Source organism: Arthrobacter sp. W4I7, assembly GCF_030816215.1.
In the GTDB taxonomy this organism is placed as follows: Bacteria; Actinomycetota; Actinomycetes; order Actinomycetales; family Micrococcaceae; genus Arthrobacter; species Arthrobacter siccitolerans_A.
This window is the reverse complement of the sequence record NZ_JAUSXU010000001.1, coordinates 419,638-432,501: the sequence shown is the minus strand read 5'-3', so window position 1 is coordinate 432,501 and position 12,864 is coordinate 419,638. Positions and strand designations below refer to the sequence as shown.

Sequence of the window (12,864 nt, the reverse complement as noted above, 5' to 3'; positions counted from 1 at the left end):
GGCGGTACTCGTTTCCATCGACACTATGGAAATCCGCCGGGTCTGGATAAGACCAATACTGCGTGGACGGATAAGCGTCCCTTATGGCTGGCAGACCCACAGTTTTCCGTTATGGGTCCAGTCACTATTGATATTTCCGCGGACCGCGCCTTACTGCCTAGCCTCGTAGGTGGCCCATCCGCGGAGTTGGCCCCTCAGGCAATATTCGAACCGAGGAGTGATCATGGCCGGGATGCACCAAGGAGATATCGGCTACTACCGTTACGGCGGAACGCCCAAGCCTGACAAGGCCGCCCTCGAAGCTGAAAAGATCCGGAAGCTGCTGAAAACGAACCGGCAGCGGCTTGCCTTCAACGCCAGCAGCAGCCGCCCCCTGTCCGCCCGGCTGAACCAACACATTGCTCAGGCGCTCCGGGACGGCATGAAGCTTACCCGCCTGGCCCAGGCTGCCGGGCTTTCACGCTGGACGGTCCGCACCATCGGGCTGACTTATGACGACCTGCTGCCATCCAGCCAGCCTGCGGAACAGCAGCTCGCCGATATTGCCGGGCTGAAGTCCGAGCTTGCCGAACTGGAGGAATCAAGGGCTGCCCTGGAAAAGCGGCGGCTCCACCTCCTGGCCGCTGCCCGCCGGCTCGGCCTGATGGACGACTTCGAGCTGGCGGCGCTGAGCGGCCTCCAAAGTGAGGCCATCCGCAAAATGACATGGGGACAACAGGTCCAAGTTCTCTAGACTGGCTTCTGAACGCCAAGTGACGGACACCAGAAAAGGAGCAAGGCATGAGCGGAGTAGTTGTTGTAGGTGTGGATGGCAGTGAGTCGGCACGAAAAGCCGCGGAGGCTGCGCGGGACCTGGCGGCCTCGCTGGGAGCTTCGCTCCACGTGGTGACCGCCTTCGAGACCGAGAGCGCCGAGACCTTCGGCGTAGGGTCGGACAAGGTGCGGATTTCCAACGCGGACAGCGCCGAAATCGTAGCGAACGGTTTGGGTACATCGGGACAACGTGTGGAGATCACCCACTCGGCCGCCCGCGGCAAACCGGCTGATGCCCTGATCAAGGAAGCCATCCGCCTGGACGCGAAGGTCATCGTGGTGGGCAACCGCAGGATGCGCGGCATCGGCCGGCTCCTGGGCAGCGTCGCCAACAGTGTGGCGCACAACGCCCCCTGCGACGTCTACATCGCCAACACCTACGACGACTAGCGGCCCGCGCGGCAAGCGGCTTTAGAGCCAAGCGGGCTTTTAAAGCAAGCGGCTTAAATAAAGCAAGCGGACGACGACGGCTTGAGTTCTAGCGGTCGTTGCAACACCCCGATATTTTTTGGGAGTTGCAACGACCGTGCCAGCTTTAACAGGGAAACCGCGTAGGAAATACACGCAGGGTGAGAAGGACCGCTTCTTCGAGGTGCTTGCCCGGGGTGGGACCGTCACGTCAGTGGCCGCTGAACTCGGGCTGGGCAGGATGGCCTGCTATCAGTGGACCCGGGCGGCTGGTGTACGGTTCCGGAAGCAGGAGGCCTCCCAGGAGGAGAAGGACGCTTTCTTTGCTCTGTTTGGCCGGCTTGGAAACGCCTCCGATGCCGCCGCGCAGCTCGGGCTGAACAGGAACACCTGCTACAAGTGGATCAGGAACGCAGGGCTGGCCCGTAAACGGGCAGACCAGCCCAGTCGAGAGGACTTCCGCCAACTGCGCGAGACAGGGCATTCCCGCCGCGAAGCAGCTCGCGTCCTGGGCATCCACCCCACGACCGCAGGCGAGTGGGACGCGGGCGTGCGCAAGACCGGCAGCGGACGCATTTACCCGGACGGGCGGGTCGTGGATTACAAACAAGGAGTGACTACCTTCGAGACGCCGTCGGGACGTATGGGACCAGTGCGCCCGGGTTTGGCTACCCTGGAGAAGGCCATCGACCCGCGGTATCTCTCGCTGCAAGAACGCGAAAGCATCCGGGATCTGCTGGCCGCCGGCGATTCTCTCCGCGTGATAGGGATCAAGCTGGGCCGCTCCGCCTCGAGCATCAGCCGTGAGATCGGTCGCAACAGCAGCCCGGGCGCCGGTTATCAGCCTTACGCCGCCCAGAGGTCCGCTGCGTCCCGCCGTCCTCGGCCCAAGGAGAGCAAACTGGCAGCCGAAGGGCGCCTGCGCGCTTACGTGGAAGAGAAGCTGCGCATACGCTGGTCTCCGGAACAAATCAGCCATGCACTCATCAAGGAATTCCCCAATGATCCGCATATGCGCGTGAGTTCGGAGACGATTTACCAGGGACTCTACGTCCAGGCCCGCGGCGGGTTACGACGTGAGATCCAGGCCGCCCTGCGCACCGGCCGGACCCGCCGCAAGGCCCACAACACCGGCGAGCAACGCATCTCCCGGTTCGCGGACCCTATGGTCAACATCTCCGAACGCCCACCCGAAATCGAGGACCGCGCCGTGCCCGGGCACTGGGAGGGCGACCTCATCACCGGCGCATACAACCAATCCGCAATCGCGACCCTGGTGGAGCGCACCACCCGCTACGTCATGCTCGTCCACCTGCCCGGGAACCACACCGCCGAAACGGTTGGAAACGGCCTCGTGAAGACCATGAGTTCCTTGCCAGCCCACCTCCGCGGCTCCCTGACCTGGGACCAAGGCGCGGAAATGGCCGCCCACAAGTCCTTCAGCATGTCCACGGACATGGCCGTCTACTTCTGCGACCCCGCCAGCCCTTGGCAACGCGGTACCAACGAGAACACCAACGGGTTGCTGCGCCAATACTTTCCCAAGGGCACCGACCTGTCCGTCTACGGGCCCGAGGACCTTGAACACGTCGCCCAAGAGCTTAACGCCCGACCACGCAAAACGCTCGGCTGGGATACCCCAGCCGAGCGTCTGCGTGATCTACTGGTGACTCACTAACACCAACGGTGTTGCAACGACCCCCTGAATTCGCCCGGGACCTCCCGCCGTCGTCCGCTTGCTTTAAGTAAGGGTGCGGGCCACCTGGATCATTGGTATTGCTCCCGCGCAGTTAAGGACGGGAGCCATGCGCCCAACACGGCCAGCGCACTGATCCAGGTTGTTGCCTGCCGTTTCCGGCCCGCACGGTCTTCTGGCCGGGCGGCGTCAGACGCTGGTTCTCCGCTTCAGCCAGCCCCATACAGCGGTGGCCACAAACAGGACCAGGCCGATGATCGCCAGCCACAGCAGGCCCTTGATCACGAAGCCCAGTACGGACAGAACGAGCCAAATGATAAGCAGTGTGATGATTAGTCCCATAGGGGAAGCTTAGGCCACCGAGGGGACAGCCCGCGCCAAGCGTTAGCTGGACACGTCCCGCTCAATTTCCTCGGCTAGGTCGTCCACGGCTTCGGGGCGCAGGTCGATGCCGGCCTCCTCGAACCGCTCCTCCAGCACATGGGTTACGTCGTCCTGCACGTGGCCCAGACGGATTTCATCCTTGACGTCCTCGGCAATACTTTCCGCGGTCTCCACGGCGTCAACCTCCTCCACGCCGTCGTCGTCAAAAGGGGCACCGGTATCAGCTGAGTCACTCATACTTCATCGTTGCCGGTCGGCGGCGGTCGGTCAATGGCGGGAACGGCTTAAAGGCAAGCCGCCGACGGCGGGACCTCCCGCCGTCGTCCGCTCCCCTTTCGAAATGCCTAGCCTTTGATCTCCACCTTGACGAAGTCCTGCCGGTGGAACATCCGCCGCTCAGGCCAGCCGTCCATGACCACCCAGATGACGGAGCCGTCAGGGGTGGCGCCGTCAACCACACCGCAGCCGAGGGGCTGGCCGTCCCGTGAAAGCCGCACCCACTGCCCGGGCGGCAAGGCGTTCCAGGAGACGCGCCGCCAGCTGTGCACTGCAGTCGGTTCCATTTGCGCCTACCGCAGGATGACCGTGCGGTTGCCCAGCAGCAGGATCCGTCCCTCGCAGTGCCAGCGGACAGCATTCCGGAGGGCCACGCACTCGGCGTCCCGGCCCACCGCCACCAGGTCATCGGCCGTGTATGTGTGGTCCACCTCGATGACCTGCTGCGAGATGATCGGGCCCTCATCGAGTTCGGCGTTGACATAGTGAGCCGTAGCGCCCACCGTCTTGACGCCGCGTTCGTAGGCCTGGTGGTAGGGCTTGGCGCCCTTGAAGCTGGGCAGGAACGAGTGGTGGATGTTGATGGTCCGGCCGGCAAGCTTGGCGGAGAGCTCGTCACTGAGCACCTGCATGTACCGGGCCAGGACCACGAGTTCCACGTCGAACGTATCCACGAGTTCCAGCAGCCGGGCCTCCGCGTCAGCTTTCGTGCCGGAGGTGACCGGAACATGGAAGAACGGAATGCCGTGCCACTGGACCAGGCCTTCCTGGTCCCGGTGGTTGGAGACGACGGCGACGATCTCCACCGGGATGTCGCCTGTGCGTGCACGGAACAGCAGATCGTTGAGGCAGTGCCCCATCCTGGACACCATCACCAGCACCCGGCGCTTCCGGCCGTGCGGCTCCAGCTGCCAGTTCATCTGCCACTTCTCCCCCACAGGCCCGAAGTCGCGGCGCAGGTCCTCGGTGCCGGGCTGCTGCCCGGTACCTGACGCGGACGGTTCCGAAGCGAAGTGCACCCGCATAAAGAAGTGCCCCTGCGCCTTGTCGCCATACTGCTTGATGTCGATGATGTCGCAGCCGCGTTCCAGCAGGAACGCCGAGACTGCGTGCACAATCCCCGGCGACTCCGCACAGTCAACCGTCAGGACATGCTCGACGGCGGCAACGGGCTCCGCCGTCGAGTCACCTGCCGCGGGGGCTGGCGTTTCGACTGCCGTGGTCACTTCTTCACCCCGTCTTTCACTGCACCGTCCAGGTCACGCCCGATAGCGGACGCCTCGGTGTCCATATCCTGCGCCAGCTCCGACTTGAACGTCTCGTAGCGGGCCACGTGCGCAGGCCGGCGGCGCAGCACCAGCGACGCGGCGCCGAGCAGGATGAACCACACAGGGGTGACCAGAAGGGCAACCAGCGTGTCCGGCTGCGTGGTCAGCGCCCACAGGACGAAGGCGAAGAACGCGAACACCGTCCAGACCATCGGGATCCCGCCGGGCATCCGGTACTTCGAGGCAGCGTGCAGGTGCGGGCGGCGGCGGCGGAACGCCAGGTAGCTGGCCAGGATGATAGACCAGACGAACACAAAGCAGACGGCGGACACGGTGGTCACCATGTCGAAGGCCTTGCCGATGTCCTGGCCTGCGTACATCAGCACCACGCCGGAGAGCAGCAGCACGCAGGAGAGGAACAACGCGTTCTGCGGCACCTTCCGGTTGGACAGCCGGCGGAAGACCGACGGCGCGTCCCCTTCCTGTGCCAGCCCGTAGACCATGCGGGAGGTGGAGTAGATGCCGGAGTTGGCCGAAGACATGGCCGAGCTGAGGACCACCAGGTTCACCACGGTGGCGGCGGCGCCGAGGCCGGCCAGGGAAAACATGGCGATGAACGGGCTGTGGCCGGCCTGGAACTGGGTCCACGGGGTGACGGACATCAGGATGATGAGGGCGCCCACGTAGAACAGGAGGACACGGATGGGAATGGAGTTGATGGCCTTGGGCAGGTTCTTTTCCGGGTCCTTCGCTTCGGCAGCCGTGGTACCCACCAGCTCAATGCCCACAAACGCGAACACAGCAATCTGGAAGCCGGCCACAAAACCCATGAACTCGTTCGGGAAGAATCCTCCGTGGCTCCACAGGTTCGTGAAGGAGGCAGGGCCGGCGTCGGACTGGAAGCCCGTGAAGATCATGAACAGGCCCACGATGATCAGCGCCGCGATGGCGATGATCTTTATCAGTGCGAACCAGAACTCGGTCTCGCCGAAGGCCTTGACGGTCACGAGGTTCAGGAACAGCAGGATGGCTATGGTGGCCAGGCCCGGGATCCAGAGCGGCAGTCCCGGCCAGAGTTCCTTGGAGTAGCCGGCGATCGCGATCACGTCGGCGATTCCGGTGATCACCCAGCAGAACCAGTAGGTCCAGCCGGTGAAAAAGCCCGCCCAGGGGCCCAGGAGGTCTGCGGCGAAGTCGCTGAAGGATTTGTAGTTCAGGTTGCTCAGCAGCAGTTCGCCCATGGCCCGCATGACGAAGAACAGCATGAAGCCGATGATCATGTAGACGAAAATGACAGACGGTCCGGCCGCGGAGATGGTTTTGCCAGAGCCCATGAACAGGCCCGTGCCGATGGCGCCGCCTATGGCGATCAGCTGGATGTGCCTGTTGGTGAGCTGCCGCTCAAGGTGCGGCTCCTGGCGGGAAATTACAGGTTTAGTTGTCACGTGCTGCTCCTCGAATCAATGCTGCCTGGAGTGCTGAAGTGGACGCCTGGTCCGGCCCGGCAGGAAAGGAATTGCCGGGCACGGAATCAAGGCTGTTGAAGCTGTAAAGATGGATACCAGCGATCTTGCCGGGCTGGCTTTCGAGGCCGGCGATCAGGCTGTCCGGCGAGTAGCGGTCGCCGGACAGGAGTTTGCGGGCCAGCGGGCCCTTGCGGCTGAGGAACTTGAGGGAACTTCCGACGCCGATCTGCCCGGCCAGTGCCACCAGTTTGGTCCGCGGGACGGACCCGGCCACGCCCGCCCACAGGGGCAGGTGGACGCCTTCACGGCGCAGGAGCGCCGCGAAGTCATGGATTTTCCCGGCGGAGAAGCACATCTGGGTGACCACGTGCATGGCCAGGTGCTGCTTAGCCAAAAGGTCGTCGAGCAGGTCCACCGGGCTAACCAGCGGATGGCCCTCCGGGTACCCCGCGACACCCACCCGCATCATCCCGCCGCTGTACTGCGCGATGTCCTCGAGGACCGGAAGCGCCGAGTCATAGACACCGGCAGGCTCTTTCCGGTCTCCCCCAATAACGAAGACTTCGCGGATACCCGCCGCATCGCAGAGGCGGACGATCTCGGTGAGCTCGGCGCGGCTGCGGAGGCTGCGGGCGGCGAGATGTGGCACCACGGTGTAGCCGGCGTCGCTCAGCTCCACCGCGGTGCGCATGGTCCGCTCGATGCCGTGGTGCGGCAGGGACGTCACGCTGAGCGTGGTGGTCTTGGGCACCAGGGCCTGGACCTGCTCAACGATTCCCTCTGTAGGGATGATTTCGATTCTGATGGGGAACATCATTGGTCCTGTCTGTTCATCAGGTATTGGTCATCAGATCTGGCCGGAGGCCGGGGCCATCACGCCGTTGCGGCCAAGAGGGAGCTGGCTTCCTGGCGGGTGCTGCCGGAGGACTCGATGTGGGCGAGTTCGGCGGGGATCACCCAGCCTTTCTTCCGCATCGCGGTGGCCCAGAGCCGGCCGGCGCGGTAGGAGGAACGGACCAGCGGGCCGGACATCACCCCGAGGAAGCCGATCTCGTCCGCTTCCTGCTGGAGGTCCACGAATTCCTGCGGCTTGACCCACCGGTCCACCGGCAGGTGCCGTTCACTCGGGCGCAGGTACTGGGTGATGGTGATCAGGTCGCACCCGGCCTCGTGCAGGTCCCGGAGCGCCTCGGAGATCTCTTCGCGGGTTTCGCCCATGCCCAGGATCAGGTTGGACTTGGTCACCATGCCCAGGTTCCGGCCCTGCGTGATCACATTCAGGGACCGGTCGTACCGGAACGCGGGCCGGATCCGCTTGAAAATCCTCGGCACCGTCTCGACGTTGTGGGCGAACACCTCGGGCTTGGAATCGCAGATCGCTGCGATGTGTTCGGGTTTGCCGGAGAAGTCCGGGATCAGCAGCTCCACCCCGGTGCCGGGGTTCAGTTCGTGGATCTTCCGGACGGTCTCTGCGTACAGCCACACGCCCTCGTCCTCGAGGTCGTCCCTGGCCACGCCGGTGACGGTGGCGTAGCGCAGCTGCATGGCCTGCACGGACCTGGCCACCTTGGTGGGTTCGAACCGGTCCACCGGGGAGGGTTTGCCGGTATCGATCTGGCAGAAATCACACCGCCGGGTGCATTCGGACCCGCCGATCAGGAAGGTGGCTTCCTTGTCCTCCCAGCATTCAAAGATGTTGGGGCAGCCGGCCTCCTCGCACACGGTATGCAGGCCTTCCTTCTTCACCAGGTTCTTCAACCCGACGAATTCGGGGCCCATCTGGACCTTGGCCTTGATCCACTCCGGCTTGCGCTCCACCGGGACAGCCGAGTTGCGCTGTTCAACGCGCAAAAGCTTCCGGCCTTCAGGTGCCAATGTCATGTGGTTCTCTTCTTTCAGCATTCGACGACGTTGACGGCGAGGCCGCCCATGGCCGTTTCCTTGTATTTGGAGCTCATGTCCTTGCCGGTCTCGCGCATGGTCACGATCACTTCATCGAGCGAGACCCGGTGGGAGCCGTCGCCCCAGAGGGCCATCTTCGCCGCGTTGATCGCCTTCGCCGCAGCGATCGCGTTCCGTTCGATGCAGGGCACCTGCACCAGCCCGCCGATCGGATCGCACGTCAGGCCCAGGTTGTGCTCCATCGCGATCTCCGCGGCGTTCTCCACCTGGGCAGGGGTTCCGCCCATCACCTCGGCCAGTCCGGCCGCTGCCATGGACGACGCCGAGCCCACCTCGCCCTGGCAGCCCACCTCGGCACCGGAAATGGACGCCTGCTCCTTGTAAAGCACCCCCACCGCGCCGGCAGCGAGCAGGAACCTGACCACCACGTCGTCGCGGTCCTCCTGGCTGGCATTCTCCATACCCGGGGCAAAGTGCAGCGCGTAGTACAGCACCGCCGGAATGATCCCAGCGGCCCCGTTCGTGGGTGCGGTGACCACCCGGCCGCCCGACGCGTTCTCCTCATTCACCGCCAGGGCGATCAAGTTGACCCACTCCTGCCAATACTTCGGGTCATGGAACTCCTGGTCCTGGCCCTCAGCGTCCGGCCGTGAACTTTCCTTCTTCAGCCGGTCGTACCAGTCCGGCGCACGACGGCGCACCTTCAGCCCGCCGGGCAGCACGCCTTCGCGCTTCAGGCTGGTCTGCACGCAGCCCTCCATCACCGAGTAGATGTGCAGCAGGCCCTCGCGGATTTCGTCCGGGGTGCGGCTGTCCTCCTCGTTGACACGCATCACGTCGCTGATACCCAGCCCGGTTTCCCGGCAGTGCTCCAGCAGTTCGGCGGCGGTGCGGAACGGGAGCGGCAGTTCCTTCTTCGATTCCTCCAGCTCCTGCTGCGCGGCGTCCTCCTCACCCTCACGGACGATAAACCCGCCGCCGACAGAGAAGTACGTGGCAGCGTGCAGCGCATTGCCACCGGCATCGGACACTGTGAAGGTCATGCCGTTGGTGTGCCGTGGCAGGACGGTCAGCGGCCGCAGCACCATATCCTTCACCCCATACGGCAGGGGCACGGCACCAGCGAGCTGCAGCATGCCGGTCTCGGCGATTGCGGCCAGCCGCTCCTCCACCTCCTCCGGCAGGATCTGCTCCGGGTGGAAGCCCTCCAGCCCCAGCAGGATGGCGGTCATGGTGCCGTGGCCATGGCCGGTCGCCGCGAGCGAGCCGTACAGGTCAACCCGCAGCGACGCCACGTCCGCGAGCTTGCCGAGGCCCTTGAGCTCCTCCGCAAAAACGGCAGCAGCCCGCATCGGCCCCACAGTGTGGGAACTAGAGGGCCCAATCCCGATTGAGAAAAGGTCAAAGACTCCAACAGCCATGTGCGTGGTTCCTAACTAGGAGGGGGTCGGTGGTTGAGGGCTTTCGACAGGTTCAACCACCGGTGGTTGAGCCTGTCGAAACCCTGCCGAATCAGCTGAGGTTCGCTACGCCTGGGTAGAGCGGGTGGGCTTTGGCTAAGGCCTCTACGCGGTGACGCAGGCCGGAAAGGTCTGCATCGGCGTCGGCCGTTAATGCCTCGGCGATGATGTCCGCAACCTCGCGGAAGGCGTCCTCACCAAACCCGCGCGTTGCCAGGGCCGGGGTGCCGATGCGCAGGCCGGAGGTGACCATCGGCGGACGCGGGTCGAAGGGGACGGCGTTGCGGTTGACCGTGATGTCGATGGCCGCGAGGCGGTCCTCGGCCTGCTGGCCGTCGAGTTCGCAGTTGCGCAGGTCCACCAGGACCAGGTGCACATCGGTGCCGCCGCCGAGATCACACTGATGCCCTTGCTGGTGACGTCCGGCTGGACCAGGCGCTCGGCCAGGATCCGGGCGCCGGCCAGGACGCGCTCCTGGCGTTCCTTGAACTCGGCGGACGCTGCGATCTTGAAGGCCACGGCCTTGCCGGCAATGACGTGCTCCAGCGGGCCGCCCTGCTGGCCCGGGAACACAGCCGAGTTGATCTTCTTGGCGATGTCGGCGTCGTTCGTCAGGATGATCCCGCCGCGCGGACCGGCGAGGGTCTTGTGCGTGGTGGACGTGGTGACGTGCGCGTGCGGCACCGGCGACGGGTGCAGGCCGGCGGCCACGAGGCCTGCGAAGTGGGCCATGTCCACCATCAGGTAGGCGCCAATGGAGTCCGCGATGCGGCGGAACTCGGCGAAGTCCAGCTGGCGGGCGTAGGCGGACCAGCCGGCAACGATCAGCGCGGGCTTGTGCTCCTGGGCCAGGCGCTCCACCTCGGCCATGTCCACAGTGTGGCTGTCCTCGCGGACGCCGTACGGCACAACGTTATAGAGCTTGCCCGAGAAGTTGATCTTCATCCCATGGGTGAGGTGGCCGCCGTGGGCCAGGTTCAGGCCCATGATGGTGTCGCCCGGCTTGATCAGCGCGTGCATCACCGAGGCGTTGGCCTGCGCGCCGGAGTGCGGCTGCACGTTGGCGAATTTCGCGCCGAAGAGCGCCTTGATCCGGTCAATGGCGAGCTGTTCGATGACGTCCACATGCTCGCAGCCGCCGTAGTAGCGCTTGCCGGGGTAGCCCTCGGCGTACTTGTTGGTCAGCACCGAACCCTGCGCCTGCATCACGGCGACGGCAGTGTGGTTCTCGGAGGCGATCATCTCCAGGCCATCGCGCTGGCGGCTGAGTTCGTCGTCGATCTTCGCGGCGATCTCCGCGTCCAGAGTGGACAAGTCCGCGTCCAGGGACGGGGAAACGACCTGCTCGAATGCGGTAACTGTGCTCATGCCTGCGGCCGCGGCGCTCACAGTTCGCCGCCGTTGGCTGCCGCGTACTCTTCAGCGGACATCAGCGGACCCTCTTCGGTGACGGCCACCTTGAAGAGCCAGCCGGCGCCGTAGGGGTCGTTGTTGATCAAGGCGGGGTCGGAGACCACTTCCTCGTTGATCTCCACCACTTCGCCGGTGACGGGGGCGTAGAGGTCCGAGACGGACTTAGTGGATTCCACCTCGCCGCAGGTCTCCCCCGCGGTCACCGTGGAGCCCACCTCAGGCAGGTCCACGTACACAATGTCGCCCAGCGCATCCGCGGCAACGGCCGAGATTCCGACGCCAGTAGGCCCGGATCCATCAGCAGCAACCCACTCATGCTCGGCGGAGTACTTCAGTTCAGCAACAACTTTTGCCATGTCTATTTCCTTACGTTTGAAAACTTGTCGTGGTCGGGTTGGGAGGCTGGTGACCGAATTCCTCCGCGTGCTGCTCCTTCGTCGCTCTGACGCACGCTTCCGGAATCCGCTCACCGCCACAGGTCAGTTACCAAGGTGACGTGCAAGGCCCCTCCGGACCCGGCCTCTGGCAGCATGCTCCCCACCGTCCCCCTGACCTCGCAAGCTCGGTCAGGGAACCCGGACGGCGTGGGCCCAGCACGCTGAGGAGGTCGGGTCCGGCGGGCCGGTAAACTTCGGCTATTTGGTGCGCTTGTAGAACGGGAGGTCGACGACTTCGAATGGCTCCGCCTTGCCGCGGAGGTCGATGTCCAGGGCGGTGCCGGGTTCGGTGAATTCGACGTCGACGTAGGCCAGGGCGATCGGGTAACCGAGGGTCGGGCTCGGCTGGCCGGAGGTCACCTCGCCTACGACGTTGCCGCCCTTGAGGACCGGGTAGTGGCTGCGTCCGGCGCGGCGGCCCAGGCCTTTGAGGCCCACGAGCTTGCGGCCGGAGGTGGAACCGGCGCCCAATTCCTTGAGCTCGGCAAGCACTGCCTTGCCCACGAAGTCCGATTCCTTCTTGAGCGAGACAACCGGGCCCAGGCCAGCGGCGTAGGGGTTGCCCTCGCGGGAGAGCTCGTTGCCGTAGAGCGGCATGCCGGCTTCGAGGCGGAGCGAGTCACGGCACGCGAGCCCGGCGGGGATGAGCCCGTGGCCGGAACCGACTTCCAGCAGGGCCTCCCACAGGCCCGCGGCTTCCTCGTTCGGGATGTAGATTTCGAAACCGTCTTCGCCGGTGTATCCGGTGCGGGCCAGCAGCAGTTCTTGGACAGTACCGTTGACGGCGATGCCTACCTCAACCGCGGCGTAGTACTTCAGCTCGGTCACCAGCACATGCTGTTCGGCGGGGACCAGCGTCAGGAGGATGGCTTCCGCGTTCGGTCCCTGGACTGCGATGAGGGAGGTCTCAGCGGACACGTCTTCCACGCGGACGTCGAAGTTGGCGGCCCGTTCGGCCAATGCGGCGGCAACCACCGCAGCGTTGCCGGCGTTAGGCACCACGAGGTACTTCTGTTCGCCCCGGCGGTAGGAGATGAGGTCGTCGATGATGCCGCCGTCTTCCTGGCAGATCAGCGAGTATTTGGCCTTGCCCACGGCCACGGCGGACAGCTTGCCGGTAAGGGCATAGTCCAGGAAAGCTCCGGCGTCGGGGCCAGTGACCCAGACTTCGCCCATGTGGGAGAGGTCGAACAGGCCGGCAGCGTTGCGGACGGCGTGATGTTCGGCCAGTTCGGAGCTGTACTTCAGCGGCATCTGCCAGCCACCGAAGTCGGTGAAGGAAGCACCGGCAATCTTGTGCTGCTCATAGAGCGCGGTGTAATTCTCAGTCATCGGAGGTCC

General features: G+C 64.7%; 13 protein-coding genes and 1 pseudogene. 3 read left to right on the top strand and 11 right to left on the bottom strand.

The window, feature by feature from the left end:
* Nucleotides 1–223 precede the first annotated feature (223 nt).
* From QF047_RS01950 to QF047_RS01940, 3 genes are all read left to right on the top strand, one after another.
* The gene (locus tag QF047_RS01950; RefSeq protein ID WP_307273328.1) at nucleotides 224–733 is read left to right on the top strand and encodes a hypothetical protein; all 510 of its coding nucleotides are present in this window, start codon (nucleotides 224–226) and stop codon (nucleotides 731–733) included.
* Between the two features lie 47 nt (nucleotides 734–780).
* Nucleotides 781–1,203, top strand: coding sequence for a universal stress protein (locus QF047_RS01945; RefSeq protein ID WP_306635896.1), 423 nt, complete (start codon nucleotides 781–783; stop codon nucleotides 1,201–1,203).
* A gap of 631 nt (nucleotides 1,204–1,834) precedes the next feature.
* Nucleotides 1,835–2,899: an IS30 family transposase gene (locus QF047_RS01940; protein WP_373427790.1), complete on the top strand. Its 1,065-nt coding sequence runs from the start codon at nucleotides 1,835–1,837 to the stop codon at nucleotides 2,897–2,899.
* 207 nt (nucleotides 2,900–3,106) lie between these two features.
* Here QF047_RS01940 and QF047_RS01935 read toward each other — a convergent pair whose 3' ends face one another.
* From QF047_RS01935 to gcvT, 11 genes and pseudogenes are all read right to left on the bottom strand, one after another.
* Nucleotides 3,107–3,259, bottom strand: a complete 153-nt coding sequence (locus tag QF047_RS01935) for a hypothetical protein (RefSeq protein ID WP_306635897.1) — start codon at nucleotides 3,257–3,259, stop codon at nucleotides 3,107–3,109.
* 42 nt (nucleotides 3,260–3,301) lie between these two features.
* On the bottom strand, nucleotides 3,302–3,538 hold the full coding sequence (locus QF047_RS01930; RefSeq protein ID WP_307273325.1) for a hypothetical protein: 237 nt from the start codon (nucleotides 3,536–3,538) through the stop codon (nucleotides 3,302–3,304).
* 107 nt (nucleotides 3,539–3,645) lie between these two features.
* On the bottom strand, nucleotides 3,646–3,864 hold the full coding sequence (locus tag QF047_RS01925) for a hypothetical protein (RefSeq protein WP_306635899.1): 219 nt from the start codon (nucleotides 3,862–3,864) through the stop codon (nucleotides 3,646–3,648).
* 6 nt (nucleotides 3,865–3,870) lie between these two features.
* Nucleotides 3,871–4,803 carry a formyltetrahydrofolate deformylase gene (gene purU, locus QF047_RS01920; protein WP_373427734.1) on the bottom strand — a complete coding sequence of 311 codons (933 nt, stop codon included), beginning with the start codon at nucleotides 4,801–4,803 and terminating at the stop codon, nucleotides 3,871–3,873.
* Nucleotides 4,800–6,290, bottom strand: coding sequence for a D-serine/D-alanine/glycine transporter (gene cycA, locus QF047_RS01915; protein WP_307273322.1), 1,491 nt, complete (start codon nucleotides 6,288–6,290; stop codon nucleotides 4,800–4,802). The genes purU and cycA overlap by 4 nt, the downstream gene beginning before the upstream one ends.
* The gene (locus QF047_RS01910; protein WP_307273320.1) at nucleotides 6,280–7,128 is read right to left on the bottom strand and encodes a methylenetetrahydrofolate reductase; all 849 of its coding nucleotides are present in this window, start codon (nucleotides 7,126–7,128) and stop codon (nucleotides 6,280–6,282) included. The genes cycA and QF047_RS01910 overlap by 11 nt, the downstream gene beginning before the upstream one ends.
* Before the next feature lie 56 nt (nucleotides 7,129–7,184).
* Nucleotides 7,185–8,192, bottom strand: coding sequence for a lipoyl synthase (lipA, locus tag QF047_RS01905; protein WP_307273317.1), 1,008 nt, complete (start codon nucleotides 8,190–8,192; stop codon nucleotides 7,185–7,187).
* Nucleotides 8,193–8,206: 14 nt separating this feature from the next.
* Nucleotides 8,207–9,634 carry an L-serine ammonia-lyase gene (locus QF047_RS01900; RefSeq protein ID WP_307273315.1) on the bottom strand — a complete coding sequence of 476 codons (1,428 nt, stop codon included), beginning with the start codon at nucleotides 9,632–9,634 and terminating at the stop codon, nucleotides 8,207–8,209.
* 91 nt (nucleotides 9,635–9,725) lie between these two features.
* Nucleotides 9,726–11,041: pseudogene (gene glyA, locus QF047_RS01895) on the bottom strand (serine hydroxymethyltransferase).
* A 17-nt stretch (nucleotides 11,042–11,058) separates the two neighbouring features.
* The gene (gcvH, locus tag QF047_RS01890; RefSeq protein ID WP_307273313.1) at nucleotides 11,059–11,442 is read right to left on the bottom strand and encodes a glycine cleavage system protein GcvH; all 384 of its coding nucleotides are present in this window, start codon (nucleotides 11,440–11,442) and stop codon (nucleotides 11,059–11,061) included.
* Nucleotides 11,443–11,721: 279 nt separating this feature from the next.
* Nucleotides 11,722–12,855 (bottom strand): glycine cleavage system aminomethyltransferase GcvT, encoded by a 1,134-nt coding sequence (gene gcvT / locus QF047_RS01885; RefSeq protein ID WP_307273311.1) that lies wholly within the window; start codon nucleotides 12,853–12,855, stop codon nucleotides 11,722–11,724.
* Between the last annotated feature and the right edge of the window lie 9 nt (nucleotides 12,856–12,864).

What these genes read in the sequence shown, in the direction of transcription:
- QF047_RS01900 (WP_307273315.1), bottom strand. Translation starts at nt 9,634, where the DNA reads ATGGCTGTTGGAGTCTTTGACCTTTTCTCAATCGGGATTGGGCCCTCT.
- QF047_RS01935 (WP_306635897.1), bottom strand. Translation starts at nt 3,259, where the DNA reads ATGGGACTAATCATCACACTGCTTATCATTTGGCTCGTTCTGTCCGTA.
- QF047_RS01910 (WP_307273320.1), bottom strand. Translation starts at nt 7,128, where the DNA reads ATGATGTTCCCCATCAGAATCGAAATCATCCCTACAGAGGGAATCGTT.
- QF047_RS01925 (WP_306635899.1), bottom strand. Translation starts at nt 3,864, where the DNA reads ATGGAACCGACTGCAGTGCACAGCTGGCGGCGCGTCTCCTGGAACGCC.
- gcvH (WP_307273313.1), bottom strand. Translation starts at nt 11,442, where the DNA reads ATGGCAAAAGTTGTTGCTGAACTGAAGTACTCCGCCGAGCATGAGTGG.
- QF047_RS01930 (WP_307273325.1), bottom strand. Translation starts at nt 3,538, where the DNA reads ATGAGTGACTCAGCTGATACCGGTGCCCCTTTTGACGACGACGGCGTG.
- QF047_RS01950 (WP_307273328.1), top strand. Translation starts at nt 224, where the DNA reads ATGGCCGGGATGCACCAAGGAGATATCGGCTACTACCGTTACGGCGGA.
- QF047_RS01945 (WP_306635896.1), top strand. Translation starts at nt 781, where the DNA reads ATGAGCGGAGTAGTTGTTGTAGGTGTGGATGGCAGTGAGTCGGCACGA.
- gcvT (WP_307273311.1), bottom strand. Translation starts at nt 12,855, where the DNA reads ATGACTGAGAATTACACCGCGCTCTATGAGCAGCACAAGATTGCCGGT.
- lipA (WP_307273317.1), bottom strand. Translation starts at nt 8,192, where the DNA reads ATGACATTGGCACCTGAAGGCCGGAAGCTTTTGCGCGTTGAACAGCGC.